Origin of the sequence: Kitasatospora sp. NPDC059160 (genome assembly GCF_042755465.1) — a bacterium.
Taxonomy (GTDB): domain Bacteria; phylum Actinomycetota; class Actinomycetes; order Streptomycetales; family Streptomycetaceae; genus Kitasatospora.
The window spans coordinates 1-17,936 of record NZ_JBHZCN010000150.1 but is presented as its reverse complement, the minus strand read 5'-3'; the positions used below and the strand labels follow the sequence as shown (position 1 = coordinate 17,936).

The following is a 17,936-nucleotide window of genomic DNA, read 5'->3' as shown; positions in this document are numbered from 1 at the left end:
ATGACCACCCGCCTGACCGCCAGCCCCGACAGAATCGGGCAATACCTCCGCCCGAAACCCTTCGCGGCAGCCTAAATCGGTATCGAACGCCCTCTTACGGGACTGGCGACCCGCGCAGACGTACTCGGCCTCAAGAAGGCGCTGTTCGAGCACCGCGGCGTTGGCCGGCCGCTTTTTCGGGTCGAAGTCGATGCAAGAGCGCAGGATCTCGCGGAACTCGGTGGCGAGGTCTAGCTCATCCAGGACAGGTCTGAGGTCCGGGTAATCACGGGCCTTGCTGCCGGACAGAGTCTGAACGGCGAGGACACCGTAGCCGAAAACGTCCCGTACGTAGGGCACGGCATCCTCGTGTTCAGGCGGGGAGTACAGGTTGGAACGGTACTCGGCTACGGTCTCGTCGGTCACGACGACCTTGGAACGGATCTTGGCGATACCGAAGTCCGCCAGCTTGGGCACTCCGGCCTCTGTGAGCAGGACGTTGCCCGGCTTGAGGTCACGATGTTCAATGTTCAGGGTGTGTGCGTGTGCCAGCGCGCTCGCCAGGGGCTTGCCGAGCTTCTCGAAGTAGGCGTCCCAGCCGACGGGCCGACGAGCCTGTAGATCGTCCTTCAGGCTGCGTTCCACCCACTCCAGGGCGATGTAGTACCGCTCCAGAACCGGGTCCCAGCCCGACTCCAGCATTCGCACGATATGAGGGTGCTCAACGGCTTTGAGTGCGGCGGTCTCTCGCTCCAGGAAGACCTTGATGATTTCGTCGTCGCGCCGCTTGAGTAGCTTGATCGCCGCGAACTGCCTGTCACTGTCGCTACTTGCCGTGTCGACGGCCTTGCGCACCTCCGACAGGCCGCCGCTGCGCGCGCTGTCTCCCACCAGCAGGAAGCGATCGTTGATCACATGCGGTCCCACACACGCTCCTCGTCCAGCACCGGCGTCAACTACCGGTCCGGCCATCTTGCCAGCCCAGGACTCCTCGGTTGGATGATTCGGCAGATCCGGGCTTGATCGTGGCCAACTCTTCGATGACTACAGTGCCCGACGCTCGACCAACTCATTGCGTATCTTCGGCTTGTTAGGGAGAGCTGCAGCCGAGGACGCGGTTGACAGAATTGGAGGCAACCAATCTGGCGTCCCCGGAGGGTGGCGCCACTACGGAGTGTCAAGGTGGCCCACTCGTAGTCGACGGCATCCACGGCAGCGCCACCAGCAGCCGACGGTGGAGGCTAGCGCCGAAGCCGCTCCCCGCGCGGAAGCGGCCCGTCAAATCTGTCGATGACGGCCGTCAGTTGTTCGTCCGCCTCGCGAACTACGTCGACCTTTCAGCGCGTTGCAGTTGCTCTACTCGCGCTTCGAGCTCAGCGGGTAGGTGCCAGCCTTCGATGGTGGGTGTCATGTAGAGGCGGGCTTTGAGGCCGAGGAGGAGGTGGCGGCGCCGTTCCTGGTCGGCGTGGGTCCAGGCGTCGGCGAAGGTCTTGCCGGTCTCGACCTCGACCCAGGTGGAGGGGCGTTGTGGGAGGGCGGCGAGGCGGCGGCGTTCGTCGACGAGGGTTTCGAGGGCTTCGGAGTACTCGTCGTCGCCGCCGGGGTAGTCGAACAGGTTGCGGCGCTTCTCCTCGCGGAGGTCCTTCATGGCCTGGGTGACGTGGTTGAGCTGTTCGGTGTGGTCCTCGCCGGGGATGAACCTGCGCACCGTCATCGCCAGCCCGGCCAACCTATCCACCAGGGCGGTGATCGCCGCGGTGACGCGCTCTCCCTTGACGGACTGGCCCTTGCAGGCCGGCTTGCCCGCGGTCTTCGCGCACCGGTAGTACTCGTAGATCTTTCCGTTCTTGGCGAGGTTCACCTGGCGGTAGAACCGGTCGCCGCAGCGGTCGCAGTGCGGCACGCCGAGCCAGGGCGAGGCGCCGTTCGAGCGTTCCTTCGTGATCGAGCGCTCGTCCATCGCCGCCTGGATCGCGGCCCACTGCTCCTCGGTGAACAGGGGCTTGGCCATGCGGATGGGCAGGCCCTTGGCGTCGCGGGCGATCTTTCTCGCCTTGACGGAGCGGCCGGTCAGTTTCAGGCCCATCGTCGCCAGTGAGCGCAGGATCTTGCCGACGCTGGTGGGGTTCCAGTGGTTCGACGGCGGCGTCTTGCGCTTGCTCGTGTAGGTGTCGCCCTGGTTCTTGTAGGCGTGGGTCGCCGGGGTGTCGAAGCCGGCGGCTTCCAGGGCGGTGGCGATCATCCACTGGCTCTGCTCCTCCAGCAGGAGCTTGCCCATGTAGCGGACGGCTTCGGAGGTGACCGGATCCGGTTCGAGGGTTCGTCCTCCGCCGGGGCGGTCGACGATCCGGTAGCCGTACGGCGGCTGGCCTCCGGCCCAGCGGTCCGTCTTGCGCAGGTGCCTGTGCGCGGCCGTGACGCGGGCCTTGATCCTCCTGAGCTCCATCTCGGCGAAGATCGAGGCCAGCATCAGGAAGACCTTGGCCAGCTCGTTCCCGAACGACGACTCGCGGCCCTTGCGGTAGTCCAGGGTGATGCCGTCGTCGGTGAATACCAGGACCTTGTGGTTCTCCTCCGCCCAGTGCGCCACGTCCGCACAGTCCTTCGCGGACCGGAACGCCCGGTCCACCTTCGCCCACACCAACGCGTCCCACTCGCCCTGCCGCTCGGTCAGCCACGGACCCAGGTCCGGACGCTTCCACGGCGTGACCTCCGCGGAGACGTCCAGATCCTCCAAGGACCCGACGATCTCCGACTCCTTCGACAGCGCGTGCCGGGTCGCCGTCTCGGCCTGGATCAGGTGTGAGACCTTGCCCTCGTTACCGTGCGTGTCCGAGACACGCGAACCCACCGCCGCCCGAACCGGCACCGAAGCCGTGATGATGCTCACAGGAGGTCCCCTACCACCCAGGCCAGCAGGCAGCCTCAAACAGGCTGCGCTCGAACGGGTAGACCTTTTTCGGAAAGGTGTCGTTCCGCTGGAGGATTGATTATTTGATGGCCAGTCAGATGCTCGCGGCCACCTGCATCGAGGCCTACGTGGAGCGGCCCGCCTCCCACGCCGAGCGCTGGTCCGACCACGCACCCGTCACGGCGGTCTTCGATTTCGGCCAACTCGTATAGTACTGGGAGAAGATGGAGCGCCCAGGTGAGGCCCTCCCGGCCACAGCCACACCCGGGCAGGGCAGCACCAAGGCGTTCGCTTGCCCATCACCGCGCCGCACCCCACACGGCGAAGCTTCCACCCGTTGGCAGTGGACGGGCCGGACGCCGCTCAGGGAAACGACTCGTTCTGCAAAAAGCCGGACGCCCTGGCTCGCCCGCGACTCAACACGGCGGGTCGAGCACGTTGTGGATGTGGGTGGCAATGTGCAGATTGAGGCGTGTCTCCACAACGCCGAGGTCGTGGCCGGTGATCTCGCCGATGCGCTGGAGGCGGTAGCGGACCGTGCTGCGGTGGATGAGGAGCATCTCGGAGGTCGCGTCGTAGCTGCAGCCGCTCTCCAGGTAGCGCGAGAGTGTCATGACCAGCTCGGTGTGGTGCTGGGCGTCATAGTCCAGCAGCCGGCCCAGCCATACCTGGACGAAGAGGTCGGCTTCCCGCTCGCCTTCGCCGGTGCCCATCATGCGGCATAGCCCCAGTTCGTCGAAGGCGGTGCTGCCGTAAGGGTCCTGGGAACGGCGGCGGACGGCGAGGGCACGGACGGCCTCGTCGTAGGAGTGCGGCAGATCGGTGAGGACCACGCACTGGCCGCCGACCCCGATCGCGCCTGCGCCGGTGCCAAGGTCCTCGGAGACGGCCTTGTACAGCTCGTCTCCCGGATCACGCGGGTCCTCACCGGCCACCAGGACGACCGTGGTCGCGCCACGGGAGCCGACGAGCACGTCCTGATGCAACTGCTCCGCCGCCCGTGTCACCGCGTCGCAGAGCGAGGCCCTCTCGGGTGCCCCCGGCCACTCCAGTACGGCGATTTTGTGTGGCCGGTGCAGGTCGTGGCCCAGGGCTGCTGCCCGGGTGAAGGCGTCCTCAGTCCCCTCACCTGAGACCAACCGGTCGACCAGGTCGCGGCGCAGCTGGGGCTCCAGCTCAGCCAGTCTGCGCTCGTGGAAGAGAAGGGGAGCCAGCACCCGAGCGGCCTGTTCGAGCGCCGATGTGTCCGCTTCCGTCGCCCGCTGGTCCGGGTCCTCCAGCACGATGACGCCGAGCGGGTCTCCTGCCATCTCGATGGGCATGACCAGCCGGTCACGGTCCCGAGCGGCGCCGGGCTGGCGCCGCGCGCGGTGCATCAGGGTGTCCCGGCGCCGGTTTTCCGACTCGGGGCGGGTTCCGCTGCCGACTCCGCTCTGAGGGCCGCCCGCGCAGGGACCTGCCCAGGCCCGAGGGTTGCCGAAGCGGTCCTCGGTGAGGGCCGCGAATCCTGTGTGCTCGTGCAGGGCCTGGAGGATTCCCGCCTCGCCTCTGCCGGAGACGGCGGCGCGGGAGAGCGCGTCATAGGTGGCGAGCCGGGAGGCCAGGGCGGAGGCGGTTCTGTTGCCGAGGTCCACTGTGGGTGAGCCGTCCTCGGGCTCCGGCGGGTTCCCGGTGTCGAACAACTCCCCGCTCGCCGGCGTGTCCCCCGACCCGGCGGCTGGCTCGCTCCGGCGCCCGATGAGGCGCGCGAGGACTATCCCGGTCTGGCGAGCGAGCAGATCGGTCAGAGCTGTCTCTTCAGCCGAGGGTGTGGTCAGGGACCGGACGACGAGATAGCCGAGGCAGGTTTCCCGGTACCGCAGTGCGATGGCCCACGCCCACGGTCCGCCCGGCTTGTGCAGGTGGTGGCTGCGTCCGTCCAGGGAGTCGATCCGCCGGTCGAGCAGGTCGGCGGCCACCACGTCGGCAGCGGTTGCTTCACCCGGGACTCCGCCGGTTGGGCCCGCCTCGGGTTCCCGCGCCGCATCCCCGGGCCGGGCGACCGCGGTGGAAGCCGCCCGGAGTGGTGGGCAGCGCCGCGCTAGACCGTTGTGGACGGCATAGGCCGCTTCGGCGGTGAAAGGGCCGGTGGCGGCGATCGCCGCCATGGCCCCCCACAGCACCTCGCGCTCGTCCTCGCCGTCGAGCATGACCGTCACCAGGCGTAGCAGTGCGTGTTGTGCGGCCGCTGGCCGCGGGACGGGGCGGAGAGGGCCGGTGATCGGAGAAGGCACAGCGTCCATAGCAGGTCCATTCGCGGCTCGACGGCGGCCTCCCCACGTACACGCTACGCCGCTCGACACGCGTTCCCACGACGAACCGTGTCGCGTCCCCGTCCTCGGGGACCGAAACCGCAGCGCGGATTGGTCCTGCCGGGGCGGGGAAGTGCGCCGCGTACCGCGCCAGGCTGCTACTGGGTGTGGTACGCCGTCCGTTCGCCTGGCTGCCCGCCGACCGGTCCCGCATCGCGACGGAGGAGATTCCCATGGCGAAGGCAGTTGGCATCGATCTCGGCACCACCAACTCGGTCATCGCGGTCTGGGAGGGTGGTGAGCCCTCGGTCGTCCCGAATGCGGAGGGGGCCAGGACGACCCCGTCGGTGGTCGCCTTCTCCGACGACGGCCAGCGGCTGGTCGGACAGCTCGCGCGCCGGCAGTCGATCCTCAACCCCAAAGGCACCATCACCTCCGCGAAGCGGTTCATCGGACGTCACTACGACGAGATCTCCGACGAGGCCAAGGCGGTCTCCTTCGACGTCGTCGAAGGGCCCGGCGGGGTGGCCCGCTTCGAGGTGAGGGGAAAGCAGTACGCGCCGGAGGAGATCAGCGCGCAGGTGCTGCGCAAGCTCGCCGACGACGCCGGGAAGTCGCTCGGCGAGAAGGTGACCGAGGCGGTCATCACCGTACCTGCCTACTTCAACGACGCCCAGCGCCAGGCCACTAAGGACGCCGGGAGGATCGCAGGCCTCGAGGTGCTGCGGATCATCAACGAGCCGACCGCCGCGGCGCTGGCCTACGGGCTGGACAAGAAGGGCCACGAGACGGTCATGGTCTTCGACCTCGGCGGCGGCACGTTCGACGTCAGCCTGCTGGACGTGGGCGACGGTGTGGTGGAGGTCCGTGCCACGGCGGGCGACTCCCACCTGGGTGGCGACGATTTCGACCGCCGTCTGGTGGACCACTTGGCGGACGGCTTCCAGAAGGCCGAGGGCATCGACCTGCGCAAGGACCCGCAGGCTCTGCAGCGGCTGTTCGAGGCGGCGGAGAAGGCGAAGACCGAGCTGAGTTCGGTCACTCAGACCCAGGTGAGCCTGCCGTTCATCACGGCGGACGCCTCCGGGCCTAAGCACCTCACCGAGACGGTCCGCCGCTCCACGTTCGAGCAGATCACCTCGGACCTGGTGGAGCGCTGCCTCGAGCCGGTCAGGACTGCGATGGGCGACGCCAAGGTCACCGACAACGACATCGACGAGGTCATCCTCGTCGGCGGCTCGACCCGCATCCCGGCCGTGCAGAACCTGGTCCGCCGGCTGACCGGCGGCAAGGACCCGAACATGAGCGTCAACCCCGACGAGGTCGTGGCGCTGGGCGCCGCCGTCCAGGCCGGCGTGCTCAAGGGTGAGGTCAAGGACGTCCTGCTGCTGGACGTTACCCCGCTGTCGCTAGGCGTGGAGACAGCCGGTGGCGTGATGACCAAGATCATCGAGAGGAACACCACCATCCCCGCCCGCCGGTCCGAGACCTTCTCGACGGCCGAGGACAACCAGCCGGCCGTGGACATCGTCGTGCTCCAGGGCGAACGCGAGCTGGCCGCCGACAACCGGGTGCTGGGCCGCTTCCGCTTGGAGAACCTGCGGCCGGCCCGGCGTGGGGAGACCCAGATCGAGGTCACCTTCGACATCGACGCCAACGGCATCCTCAAGGTCAGCGCCAAGGACCGGGACACCGGCGCCGAGCAGTCGATCACCATCAGTGAGGGCTCCAACCTCGACCCCTCCGAGGTCGAGCGGATGATCAACGAGGCCGAGAGCAACCGCACCAGCGACCTGGCCCTGCGTGAGGCCATCGACGCCCGCAATGAGCTCGACGCCGCCGCGTACCAGGTGGAGCGCCGGTTGGACGACCTGGGCGACGCCGCTCCGGAGCACGAGCGGGCCCGCGCCCGACTGCTCATCGACGAGGCCCGTTCCGCTGTCAAGGAGGAGGCGCCGACGGAACGGTCCCGGAGCCTGGCCTCCGAACTCCAGCAGATCTACGCGGCGCTGGCCGCCCACGCCGCCGGACCGGGCGGAGCCGGGGGCGGCGCCCAGCCCGGCGAGGCAGCGCCCGGCCAGGGTCCCGAGGGCGGCTCCCCGAGGGGCGACGACGACGTCATCGACGCCGAGTTCGACCGGAGCTGAGGCGGCGACATGTCCGATCAGGAACAGACGCGTCCCGCCGAGGACCGCTCCCCTCCCGAGCCCGAGCAGGCGTCGCCCGAGCGGACGCCCGCACCGCAGACGGGCCCACGGGCCCCCGAAGCCGCGGTGCAGGAGCAGCAGCCGCCCCGCCGCCCCGAGGTCGAGGAGCTGGAGGATCGGTGGCGGCGAGCCCTCGCCGACCTCGACAACCTCCGCAAGCGTTACGCCCGTGAGCTTCCGCGGGAACGGGAGGCTGAGCGGGCCAAGGTGGCCGCGGCGTTCCTCCCGGTCGTCGACAACCTCGAACTGGCCCTCGCCCACGCGGGCGCCGGCGACCCCGGCACGATCGTCAGCGGAGTCCGGGCGGTGCGCGACCAGGCCGTCGAGGTGCTGCGAAGCCTCGGCTACCCCCGGCACGACGAGACCGGCGTCCCCTTCCACCCCGAGCAGCACGAGGTGGTGTCCGTGGTGGATGAACCGGACACACCTGCGGGCACCGTCGTCCAGGTGCTGCGGCCCGGGTACGGCGAGCCCGGCCACCAGCTGCGGCCGGCCGCGGTAGCGGTCACCCGCAAGCAGGAGTGACGCCGCCATGGCAGAGGACTACTACGAGGTGCTGGGCGTCCCCCGAACCGCCGACGCCGCCGAGATCCAGCAGGCGTTCCGTACCCTGGCCCGCCGCTACCACCCGGACGTCAACCGTGATCCGGCCGCAGAGGAGCGCTTCAAGCAGATCAACGAGGCATACAGCGTGCTGTCCGACCCCGACACCCGGTCCCGCTACGACCGCTTCGGCCCCGACTTCCGGCAGATTCCGGAGGACTACGACGAGCGTGTCGCGGCCGCCCAGGGCTTCGGCGGCGGAGCTGGCGCGTACCGCGGCAGTCCGTTCGGCGGCGCCCGAGGCGCCGACCGGGCAGGCGCCCGGACCTGGACGGAGACCGGCTTCGGCACCTCCGGCGTGGACTTCGAAGATCTTTTCGGAGGTATGTTCGGCGGCCGGGCGGGGCGCGCCGGACGGGGCAGCCCCATCCCCGGCGCGGACCAGGAGGCCGAACTCACGCTCAGTGTGGAGGAGGCGTACCGCGGCGGCCGGCGGAAGATCACCCTCGGCGGTCCCGGCGGGGAACGCAGCTACGACGTCACCATCCCGGCCGGCGTCGTCGACGGGCAGCGCATCCGGCTCGCTGGGGAGGGCGGCCGAGGCCGCGGCCCGGGTTCCGCCGGGGATCTCTATCTGGTGGTCCGCATCGCCCCCCATCCGCGCTACCGGCTCGTCGGGCGCGACATCCACGTGGAACTGCCGGTTACCGCCTGGGAGGCCGCGCTGGGCGCGACGGTCCCGGTCTCCGGCCCGGGCGGGACGGTCAAGGTGCATGTGCCGCCCGGTACCTCCACCGGCCGCAGGCTGCGGCTGCGCAACGAGGGGATGCCCGACCCCAAAGGCTCCCCCGGTCACCTCTACGCCGAAATTCAGGTGATGGTGCCGCCCTCGCCCAGCCCGCGCGAGCGCGAGCTCTTCGAGGAACTGGCCGCCGTCTCCTCCTTCGACCCGAGGAAGCAGACATGAGAGCCGAACAGCGTTCTCCCGCCGAAGGCACGGGACAGCCCGGCACCAGGGCTGCCTATCCCCTGGTGCGGGTCTACCGAACCAGCCCCAGCCCCTATCAGCTCCCCATGTCCGGAGTGGCCGGCAGGAGTGGACTGCCGCCCGAACTCGTCAGCCGCTTCGTCGCCCTCGGGCTGGTGGACGCCGAGCGTGATGCCCGGGGCCGGCTGTGGTTCCGGCCGAGCGCACCGTCGGCCATCGCCCGGGTGCAGCGGCTGCGGGCCGGACTGGGCCTCAACTACGCGGCCATCGGCGTCGTCCTGGACCTGCTCGACCGCATCGAACGCCTGGAAATCGCACTGCGGCGCAGCGAACGAGCCGCCAAGGAGCCCACACCATGGACATGAACCGCCTCACCCAGAAGTCCCAGGAAGCGCTGCAGGAAGCGCAGAACGTCGCGGTACGTCTGGGCCAGACCGAGGTCGACGGGGAGCATCTGCTGCTGGCCCTGCTCGATCAGCAGGACGGCCTGACCACCCGTCTGCTGGCCGGTGCCGGCGCAGACCCGGCAGCACTACGGGCCGCCATCGAGGCCGATCTCGCCAAGCGTCCGCGCACGACCGGTCCGGGCGCCGCCCCCGGCCGAGTGGCGGTGACCCAGCGGCTGGCCCGACTGCTCGACACCGCGGAGCAGGAGTCCAAGCGGCTCAAGGACGAGTACGTCTCCACCGAGCACCTGGTGCTGGCCCTGGTGGACGAGGGTTCGACCACCGCAGCCGGTCGGCGGCTCGGTGAACAGGGCGTCACCAAGGACTCCTTCCTCACCGCCCTGACCACCGTGCGCGGGAATCAACGGGTCACCTCCGCCAATCCCGAGGAAGCGTACGAGGCCCTCGAGAAGTACGGGCGCGACCTCGTCGTCGAGGCCCGCAACGGTCGCCTCGACCCGGTGATCGGGCGTGACGGGGAGATCCGGCGGGTGATCCAGATCCTCAGCCGCAAGAGCAAGAACAACCCGGTGCTGATCGGCGAACCGGGCGTCGGCAAGACCGCCATCGTGGAGGGCCTGGCCCAGCGGATCGTGCGCGGCGACGTGCCGGAGGGGCTGCGGGACAAGACGGTGTTCTCGCTCGACATGGGCTCGCTGGTGGCCGGGGCGAAATACCGCGGCGAGTTCGAGGAGCGCCTCAAGGCCGTGCTGTCCGAGGTCAAGGGAGCCGAGGGCCGGATCCTGCTGTTCGTGGACGAGCTGCACACCGTCGTCGGGGCCGGCGCCGCCGAGGGCGCGATGGACGCGGGCAACATGCTCAAGCCGATGCTGGCGCGCGGCGAGCTGCACATGATCGGCGCCACCACGCTGGACGAGTACCGCAAGCACATCGAGTCCGACGCCGCCCTGGAACGCCGCTTCCAGACCGTCCAGGTGGACGAGCCGACCGTCGAGGACGCGATCTCCATCCTGCGCGGCATCCGGGAGCGACTGGAGATCTTCCACGGCGTCAAGATCCAGGACGGCGCGCTGGTCGCCGCCGCCACCCTCAGCCACCGCTACATCAGCGACCGCTTCCTCCCGGACAAGGCCATCGACCTGGTCGACGAGGCCTGCGCGCGGCTGCGGACCGAGATCGACTCCATGCCCGCCGAACTCGACGAACTCACCCGCCGGGCCACCCGGCTGGAGATCGAGGAGGCCGCGCTGGACCTTGAGACCGACCCGGCCAGCCGCGCCCGCCTGGAGGACCTGCGGCGTGAACTGGCCGACCTGCGGGGGGAGGTGGACGCCAAGCACGCCCAGTGGGAGGCCGAGCGCCAGGCCATTCGCAAGGTCCAGGAACTGCGCCAGAAACTGGAACGCGCCCGGCAGGAGGCCGAGGAGGCCGAACGGGCCTACGATCTCAACCGGGCCGCCCAACTGCGCTACGGAACCGTCAGCGAACTGGAGCGCCGGCTGGCCGCCGAGGAGGAACAGCTCGCCAACAAGCAGGGCAAGAGCCGGATGCTGCGTGAGGTGGTGACCGCCGAGGAGATCGCTGAGATCGTCTCCGCGTGGACCGGTATCCCCGTCACTCGGCTCCAGGAGGGCGAGCGGCAGAAACTGCTCAAGTTGGACGAGATCCTGCGCGAGCGGGTCGTGGGCCAGGACGAGGCCGTCCAGCTCGTCGCCGACGCGGTGATCCGGGCCCGCTCCGGGGTACGCGACCCGCGCCGGCCGATCGGCTCGTTCATCTTCCTCGGCCCGACCGGCGTCGGGAAGACCGAGCTGGCCAAGACGCTGGCCGCCGCTTTGTTCGACAGCGAGGGCAACATGATCCGACTCGACATGAGCGAGTACCAGGAGCGGCACACCGTCAGCCGCCTGGTCGGCGCGCCCCCCGGCTACGTGGGCTACGAGGAAGGCGGTCAGCTGACCGAGGCGGTGCGCCGCAAGCCGTACTCAGTCGTCCTGTTCGACGAGATCGAGAAGGCGCACGCCGACGTTTTCAACACGCTGCTCCAGGTGCTGGACGACGGCAGGATCACCGACTCGCAGGGCCGTACCGTCGACTTCCGCAACACCGTCATCATCATGACCTCGAACCTGGGCTCCCAGTACCTGCTCCAGGACGCCACCCAGGCCGGCGAGATCAAGCCCGAGGTCCGGGACCTGGTCATGGGCGAACTCAACGGCCACTTCCGGCCCGAGTTCCTCAACCGGGTGGACGACATCGTGCTCTTCCACCCGCTCGGCATCGCGCAGATCGAGCGCATCGTGGACCTGCTGCTGGAGGACCTGCGCCACCGCCTCGCCGAGCAGCGGATCGACCTGGTACTCACCGAGGACGCCCGACGGCTGATCGCGGCCGAAGGCTACGACCCGGTCTACGGCGCCCGGCCGCTGCGCCGCTTCATTGCGCACGAGGTCGAGACCAGGATCGGCCGCGCGTTGCTCAGCGGCGAGGCACGCGAAGGCGTGACCATCCTGGTCGACGCCAGGGCCGCCGAACTGACCGTAACCCTCCAGGACGAGCTGCAGGAGCAGTGATGACCACTTCTCCGGAAGGCCGCACCGACCGCAGGGGCCGTGACGGCAGTACCGAAGGCGGCGGGGCCTCTCTGTCGACGGTCGCCTGCGCCAACTGCGGCCGGACCAACCGCGTACCCGCCGCGGCGGAGGGCAGCCCGCGCTGCGGAAACTGCCATGCCCCGCTGCCGTGGATCGCCGAAGCGGGCGACACCGACTTCGGGGAGGTCGCCGAGCAGGCGAGCCTGCCCGTGCTCGTCGACCTCTGGGCCACCTGGTGCGGTCCCTGCCGCATGGTGAGCCCAGCCCTCGAACAGGTCGCCAAGGACCTGGCCGGCCAGATCAAGCTCGTCAAGGTCGACATCGACAAGTCGCCGGCCCTGGCGCAGCGGTTCGAGGTCCAAGCCGTACCCACCCTGCTGATCCTCGACCATGGCCGGCCCGTCGCCCGCCAGACCGGAGCCGCGCCCGCCAACGCGCTGCGCCGGTGGGTGGGCGAGTCACTCTCTGCGTCCCGCGGACCGGCCGACTCCGCCTCCGGGAGGTCGCGATGACCAGCCTTCCCGACCCGCACCTGTCCATGGTTCGGCCCGTGGCGCCCAGAACACCGCAGGGCTGCGAGGCCTGCCTGCACACGGGGACTCCGTGGCTGCACCTGCGTCTCTGTCTGACCTGCGGCAACGTCGGCTGCTGCGACTCCTCGCCGATGCGGCACGCCCGCGGTCACGCGGCGACCCACGGGCATCCGATCGTTCGGTCGTTCGAACCCGGCGAGGACTGGCGGTGGTGTTTCGTGCACGAGGCGATGGTCTGAGCCGACGTCCGTTTCCACCGAAGGGAGTCCATCGTGCCGACGCTCACGCCGCCAGCTGACGTCCACGGCGCCTATCCGCTGCTGTCGGACGACCAGATCGCGATCCTCAGATCCTGCGGACAGGTACGGCCGGTCCGCGAGGGGGAACAGCTCGTCCGGGCGGGCGACCCCAGCGAGGAGTTCTTCGTGGTCCTCAGCGGCACGGTGGCCGTGGTCGAAGGCCACAGCGAGCAGCAGCAGCTCGTCCACCTGCACGAGCCGCGCAGCTTCCTCGGCGAACTCGGCGTACTGGAGGGCCAGACCGCCCTCCTCGGCGCGCTGGTGAGCACGCCCGGCGAGGTTCTCGCGGTGGGTCTGGCCGCCCTGCGCGACCTGCTCAGCCGAGAACCCGCGCTCGGCGACGTGATCCTGCGGGCCTACCTGCTGCGCCGCACGATCCTGGCCGGCGCGGGCACGGGCTTCCGTATCATCGGCTCCGCCTTCTCCCCCGACACCCGGCGCCTGCTGGACTTCGCCGCCCGCAATCGCCTCCCGCACCGCTGGGCCGATCTGGAGAAGGACACCGAGGCCGAGGCGCTGCTGACGCGTCTCGGCATCGCTCCGGAGGAGACTCCGATTGTCGTCTGGCACGAGCACCGGGTGCTGCGCAATCCCTCCAACGCCGAACTCGCCCAGGTGATCGGGCTGCGGACCGAGACCGTCGCGAGGGCAGTCCTCGACCTCGTGGTGGTCGGCGCGGGGCCCGGAGGCCTGGCCGCAGCAGTGTACGGCGCCTCCGAGGGGCTCTCCACCGTCGTCCTGGACGCGGTGGCGACCGGCGGCCAGGCCGCCACGTCCTCCCGGATCGAGAACTACCTCGGTTTCCCCGCGGGGATCTCCGGCATGGAGCTCGCCGAATGCGCCGTCGTGCAGGCCACCCGGTTCGGCGCCCGGATCACCGTACCCGCCGAGGCCGCCGGCCTCGAACAGCGCGACGGTGCCAACGTGGTACGGCTCGCCGACGGCAGCACGGTCGCCGCCAACAACGTGGTGGTCGCCACCGGCGCACGCTACCGGCGGCTGCCCGCCCGCGGCGTCGAGCGGTTCGAAGGACTCGGGGTCCACTACGCCGCCACCCTCTGGGAGGCGCGGACCTGCCGTCTTGACACAGTGGCCGTCGTCGGCGGCGGCAACTCTGCCGGCCAGGCAGCCCTGTTCCTGGCGCGCGAGTCGCCCGCCGTGCACCTGCTGGTCCGCGGCGAAGACCTGGGCCACAACATGTCCCGCTATCTGATCGACCGGATCGAGCAGAACCCGCGGATCCACGTCCGGCTGCACACCGAGGTCCAGGAGGTCACCGGCGAGGACCGGGTCGAAGCCGTCGTCGTCCAGGACAACCGCACCCGCGAGCAGCAGGTGCTGGAGGCCCGCGCCCTGTTCGTCTTCATCGGGGCGAGCCCTGCCACCTCGTGGCTCGCGGGCGCCGTCACTCTGGACCCGCGCGGCTTCATTCCGACCGGGCAGGACGTGGCCCATGTGGCAGCGGACCTCTGGAAACCCCTGGGCCGCGCCCCACTCGCCCTGGAGACCGGCCTGCCGGGGGTCTTCGCCGTCGGCGACGTCCGCAGCGGCTCGGTCAAGCGGGTGGCCTCCGCAGTGGGCGAGGGCGCCATGGCCGTCCGCCTGGCCCACGAGCACCTCGAGGAGGTGAGACCACCCGCCATCGGATGACCTCAGCTCGTCCATCGACGCAAGAAAGGAACATGCCATGCCCGTCATGGGTATTCCCAAGTTCGAGCGCTTCTTCCGCGCAGCCGCCGGCCTCGATGTCCACAAGAACGACCTCAAGCGCTACAACGACTTCGTGGACGCCAAGCTCTACGACCTCTTCCTCATCGGCACGGCCAATGCCAAGGCCAACGGCCGGGACATCATCGAGCCGCAGGACCTCCCGGTCACCAAAGGCCTGCAGGAGAGCATCCACGCCTTCGACAAGCTGGAGGAGGGCATCGAACTACGCCCCCTGCTCGACCAGCTCGCCGCCCGCCCGACCCTCGGCATGGAGGCCGCCGAGGACACCCAACAGCGGCTGCCCGACCTGGCCGGCGGCCTCAGCGTCGCCCTCGCCCGCGCCCTCAAAATCATCGCCCGCGACACCCGCCGCCCCTCCACGGACCAGTGGGACGAGGCCTTCGAACTCTTCGACCTGCTGATCTGAGCGGGGCATCCACCAGACCTGCGGTTCCGCCGGCCCTGCCGGTCCCCCGCGTGTACCGGAGACGATCAGCAAGACATCCCATTCCGTAAGTACCAATAGCCCTGACTTACCGATACCGCCGGTCGGCCTCGCCCGAGTGCTGCTGGTGAGTCTTGGAAACGAGCGGTGTTGCTCCTCGCCTCACTCGATTCAGTTCTCAACGACTTGGGAGGGTTGGCAGGTATCACGCCAGCGATAACCGCTGCTGCGAGGCGGTCAGGTGCAGCCCGTGCTCGCGGCCCTGCTCAAGGCTGTACGAGGCTCTTCCGGGCGGGCTTACGCCTCTTCCGCGGGAATGGCCGGCCGTGCCGCGTAGCGGCTGCGCATCGCGTCGCTGGCTGCGGGGCCCGCGGTGAAGACGTAGGCGGTGCTGTCGTCGAGTCGGCGGCCGGTTTTGGCGTCGACGACGACGGGCTCGACTTCCTCGCCGCTGTGCGCGTCGACGAGGATCATGCTGCGTTCCGTCGGCGTGAGGCGGTGGTTGCCCCACGCGGCCAGGGCGACGATCACCGAACGCAGTGAGCGCCCGAGTTCGGTCAGGACGTACTCGTGCCTGACGGGGCTGCTCTGGTAGGGCCGGCGCTCCAGCAGACCGTCCGCGACCAGGGCCTTCAGCCGGGTGGTGAGCATGCTGGAGGAGATGCCCAGGCTCTCCTGGAACTGGTCGAAGCGGGTGTAGCCGTCGAAGGCGTCGTGAAGGATCAGCAGTGTCCACCACTCGCCGACGTGTTCCACCGTCGTGGACAGTGGGCACTCCCGGTCCTCCAGCCTGATCCGGCTTGCCAAGGCGACCATCCCCTCAGTCACTGCTAAAGTCGAAGTTAGTAGCTTCTATTTTAGCAGCAGGGACGGGGGGTGGCGCCTTGACTACCCGCCCCCGGGAACGGAGCACACCGTGACCACATCCATCAGCGAATCGCTCGAAGGCCGACGCGCTCTGGTCACCGGCGGCACCAAGGGCACCGGAGCCGCGATCGCCCGACGGCTCGCCGAGGCCGGCGCGACCGTACTGGTCACCGCCCGCAGCCGCCCCGACGACGTCGAGGAGAAGACGTTCATCACCGCCGACCTGGCCACCGCCCAGGGGGCCGCCCAGGTCGCCTCGGAGGTGGAAGCCCGCGTGGGAGGCGTCGACATCCTGGTCAACACCCTCGGTGGGTCCGAGGCGCCGGCAGGAGGATTCGCCGCGCTCGGCGAGGACGACTGGGCCAGGGAACTGAACACGAACCTGCTGGCCGCCGTCCGTCTGGACCGGGCACTTCTGCCGCACATGATCGCCGCGGGCAACGGCGCGGTCGTGCACGTCACCTCGATCCAGCGCCGCATGCCGCTGTGGAACGGCACCCTGGCCTACGCCGCTGCCAAAGCCGCCCTGACCACGTACAGCAAGGGCCTGGCCAACCAGGTCGCCCCGCACGGCGTCCGCGTCAACACCGTCTCGCCCGGCTTTGTGCAGACCTCGGCCGCGGACAACCTCGTCGCCCGGATCGCCCACGACGCCGGCATCAGCCGGGAAGCGGCGCTGGGCCGGCTGATGGACTCCCTGGGCGGCATCCCGCTCGGTCGTCCCAACCGGCCCGAGGAGGTCGCCGAGCTCGTCGCCTTCCTCGTTTCCGACCGCGCCTCGGCCATCGTCGGTGCCGAACACGTCATCGACGGCGGCACCACCCCCACCGTCTGAACCCGCCACCACCATCAGGAGCGTCATGCACGACAACCAGCCCCGGACCATCACCCCGGACGACCTGCCCGAGGTCATCACCCGCTACCTCACAGCGCACCGCGCCCACGACACCGGCACCGCGATCACGACGTTCACCGACGACGCCACAGTGACCGACGACGGCAACACCTACCGGGGCAGCGCCGCGATTGAACAGTGGCTGGCCCGATCCGCCAACGAATTCACCTACACCATCCGCCTCACGAACGCTCAGGAGGCCGACACGGCCCACTACATCGCCACACACCACCTCGAAGGCAACTTCCCCGGCGGCACCATCGATCTCCGCTATCTGTTCACGCTGCGCGACGACCTCATCGAACACCTCGTCATCGAACCCTGAGTCCGCTCCCACGTGCCCACCCAGCCACCCGATCAAGAGCCGGCCGTCGAGTTCGGCATCCACCTACAGATCAGCACGTGCACGCCCGAGGAATCAAGGCGAGCAACTCCGGGGCCATCCTCAGCACAGGGTGAGGAGATTCAAAGATCCCCATCAGTGCAACAGGTCGAACGCCACGAAGTGCGCTGGCCGCCCCCAGGACGCAGCCACCGCCCGGGCGCCCCGCGCATCGGCACGGGCTTGGAGCGCATCGAAGGCGAGCCGCCAGTCCTCCCAGACCACGAGTTCCCCGTCCAGCCCGGCGCCCTCCGGCAGCTGGGCGAGCGCGGTGTCCCGGATCTCAGGGAACGCACCGGACAGGCCGGCGCCAAGTCGGGAACGCACCACCACTGGGTGCGCGTGCACCTCCAGCCCCCAGCGACAGCTGCCCCACTTCGGTTCAGCTGCCTACCCCGCGTGCAGCTCGGGACTGTTCACCGCTACGGTCAACATCGGGTCCGGCAGCGACCAGTCCAGGCCCGACATCTACTACCCCGCTGCGCGTCCCGCTCCAGGCACAGCGACCCGCCACAGGCGAGACTATCACGATTGAATCGGGTCTGTCCAGTGAACGGTGTAACTCGGTTGGGTTGAGTTAACGGCGGCCGGCGGAGAGTCGGCCGTCGGAGGCGATCTCGAAGGCGTTCAACGCGGCCTTCCAGCGGGTCATCCAGCGCTTTCGGCCGTCACCGGTCGGGTCGAGGGACATGATCGCCATGTAGACGCACTTCAACGCGGCCTGCTCGTTCGGGAAATGCCCGCGCGAGCGGACGGCCTTGCGGATCCTGGCGTTGACGGACTCGATCGCGTTCGTGGTGCAGATGACCCGGCGGACCTCGACGTCGAAGCTCAGGAACGGCACGAACTCCGCCCAGGCGTTCTCCCAGAGCCGCACGATCGCGG

Annotated in this window: 17 protein-coding genes and 1 pseudogene; 12 read left to right on the top strand and 6 right to left on the bottom strand. The window is 69.4% G+C overall.

The window, feature by feature from the left end; all coding sequences use genetic code 11:
• A partial coding sequence (locus ACFXOZ_RS38890) for a serine/threonine-protein kinase (RefSeq protein ID WP_380594714.1) occupies positions 1-906 on the bottom strand: 906 nt, incomplete at its 3' end.
• Positions 907-1,303: 397 nt separating this feature from the next.
• A complete protein-coding gene (locus ACFXOZ_RS38885; protein ID WP_380594715.1) occupies positions 1,304-2,830 on the bottom strand; it encodes a recombinase family protein in 1,527 nt (508 codons plus the stop codon).
• Positions 2,831-2,958: 128 nt separating this feature from the next.
• Between ACFXOZ_RS38885 and ACFXOZ_RS38880 the strand changes: the two are divergent.
• Positions 2,959-3,102: pseudogene (locus ACFXOZ_RS38880) on the top strand (exodeoxyribonuclease III); the annotation flags it as partial.
• A 204-nt stretch (positions 3,103-3,306) separates the two neighbouring features.
• On the opposite strand, the gene ACFXOZ_RS38875 reads toward ACFXOZ_RS38880, so the two are convergent.
• Positions 3,307-5,079, bottom strand: coding sequence for a PucR family transcriptional regulator (locus ACFXOZ_RS38875; protein ID WP_380594712.1), 1,773 nt, complete (start codon positions 5,077-5,079; stop codon positions 3,307-3,309).
• A gap of 335 nt (positions 5,080-5,414) precedes the next feature.
• Here ACFXOZ_RS38875 and dnaK point away from each other — a divergent pair, with 335 nt between their 5' ends.
• The 9 genes from dnaK to ACFXOZ_RS38830 all read left to right on the top strand — a co-directional run bounded on the left by dnaK (position 5,415) and on the right by ACFXOZ_RS38830 (position 14,889).
• Complete coding sequence (gene dnaK, locus ACFXOZ_RS38870) at positions 5,415-7,328, top strand: molecular chaperone DnaK (protein WP_380594710.1); 1,914 nt, start codon at positions 5,415-5,417, stop codon at positions 7,326-7,328.
• Positions 7,329-7,337: 9 nt separating this feature from the next.
• Positions 7,338-7,913 carry a nucleotide exchange factor GrpE gene (locus ACFXOZ_RS38865; protein ID WP_380594708.1) on the top strand — a complete coding sequence of 192 codons (576 nt, stop codon included), beginning with the start codon at positions 7,338-7,340 and terminating at the stop codon, positions 7,911-7,913.
• A 7-nt stretch (positions 7,914-7,920) separates the two neighbouring features.
• The gene (locus ACFXOZ_RS38860; protein ID WP_380594706.1) at positions 7,921-8,898 is read left to right on the top strand and encodes a DnaJ C-terminal domain-containing protein; all 978 of its coding nucleotides are present in this window, start codon (positions 7,921-7,923) and stop codon (positions 8,896-8,898) included.
• Positions 8,899-9,005: 107 nt separating this feature from the next.
• Positions 9,006-9,284 (top strand): chaperone modulator CbpM, encoded by a 279-nt coding sequence (locus ACFXOZ_RS38855; protein ID WP_380594704.1) that lies wholly within the window; start codon positions 9,006-9,008, stop codon positions 9,282-9,284.
• Positions 9,275-11,899 (top strand): ATP-dependent chaperone ClpB, encoded by a 2,625-nt coding sequence (gene clpB, locus ACFXOZ_RS38850; RefSeq protein ID WP_380594702.1) that lies wholly within the window; start codon positions 9,275-9,277, stop codon positions 11,897-11,899. The genes ACFXOZ_RS38855 and clpB overlap by 10 nt, the downstream gene beginning before the upstream one ends.
• Positions 11,899-12,432: a thioredoxin gene (trxA, locus tag ACFXOZ_RS38845; RefSeq protein ID WP_380594700.1), complete on the top strand. Its 534-nt coding sequence runs from the start codon at positions 11,899-11,901 to the stop codon at positions 12,430-12,432. The genes clpB and trxA overlap by 1 nt, the downstream gene beginning before the upstream one ends.
• Positions 12,429-12,692, top strand: a complete 264-nt coding sequence (locus ACFXOZ_RS38840; RefSeq protein WP_380594698.1) for a UBP-type zinc finger domain-containing protein — start codon at positions 12,429-12,431, stop codon at positions 12,690-12,692. The genes trxA and ACFXOZ_RS38840 overlap by 4 nt, the downstream gene beginning before the upstream one ends.
• A 33-nt stretch (positions 12,693-12,725) precedes the next feature.
• Entirely contained in the window at positions 12,726-14,402 is a 1,677-nt protein-coding gene (locus tag ACFXOZ_RS38835) for an FAD-dependent oxidoreductase (protein WP_380594696.1), read from the top strand.
• 37 nt (positions 14,403-14,439) lie between these two features.
• Positions 14,440-14,889 carry a DUF1931 family protein gene (locus tag ACFXOZ_RS38830; RefSeq protein ID WP_380594694.1) on the top strand — a complete coding sequence of 150 codons (450 nt, stop codon included), beginning with the start codon at positions 14,440-14,442 and terminating at the stop codon, positions 14,887-14,889.
• Positions 14,890-15,204: 315 nt separating this feature from the next.
• Here ACFXOZ_RS38830 and ACFXOZ_RS38825 read toward each other — a convergent pair whose 3' ends face one another.
• The gene (locus tag ACFXOZ_RS38825; RefSeq protein ID WP_380594692.1) at positions 15,205-15,723 is read right to left on the bottom strand and encodes a winged helix-turn-helix transcriptional regulator; all 519 of its coding nucleotides are present in this window, start codon (positions 15,721-15,723) and stop codon (positions 15,205-15,207) included.
• Between the two features lie 100 nt (positions 15,724-15,823).
• Here ACFXOZ_RS38825 and ACFXOZ_RS38820 point away from each other — a divergent pair, with 100 nt between their 5' ends.
• Positions 15,824-16,609 (top strand): SDR family oxidoreductase, encoded by a 786-nt coding sequence (locus ACFXOZ_RS38820; protein ID WP_380594690.1) that lies wholly within the window; start codon positions 15,824-15,826, stop codon positions 16,607-16,609.
• Between the two features lie 25 nt (positions 16,610-16,634).
• Positions 16,635-16,994 (top strand): nuclear transport factor 2 family protein, encoded by a 360-nt coding sequence (locus tag ACFXOZ_RS38815; RefSeq protein WP_380594688.1) that lies wholly within the window; start codon positions 16,635-16,637, stop codon positions 16,992-16,994.
• Between the two features lie 153 nt (positions 16,995-17,147).
• On the opposite strand, the gene ACFXOZ_RS38810 is transcribed toward ACFXOZ_RS38815, so the two are convergent.
• On the bottom strand, positions 17,148-17,378 hold the full coding sequence (locus tag ACFXOZ_RS38810; protein WP_380594686.1) for a hypothetical protein: 231 nt from the start codon (positions 17,376-17,378) through the stop codon (positions 17,148-17,150).
• Between the two features lie 250 nt (positions 17,379-17,628).
• Positions 17,629-17,936: transposase (locus ACFXOZ_RS38805; RefSeq protein WP_380594684.1), on the bottom strand; the 308-nt coding region annotated here is incomplete at its 5' end.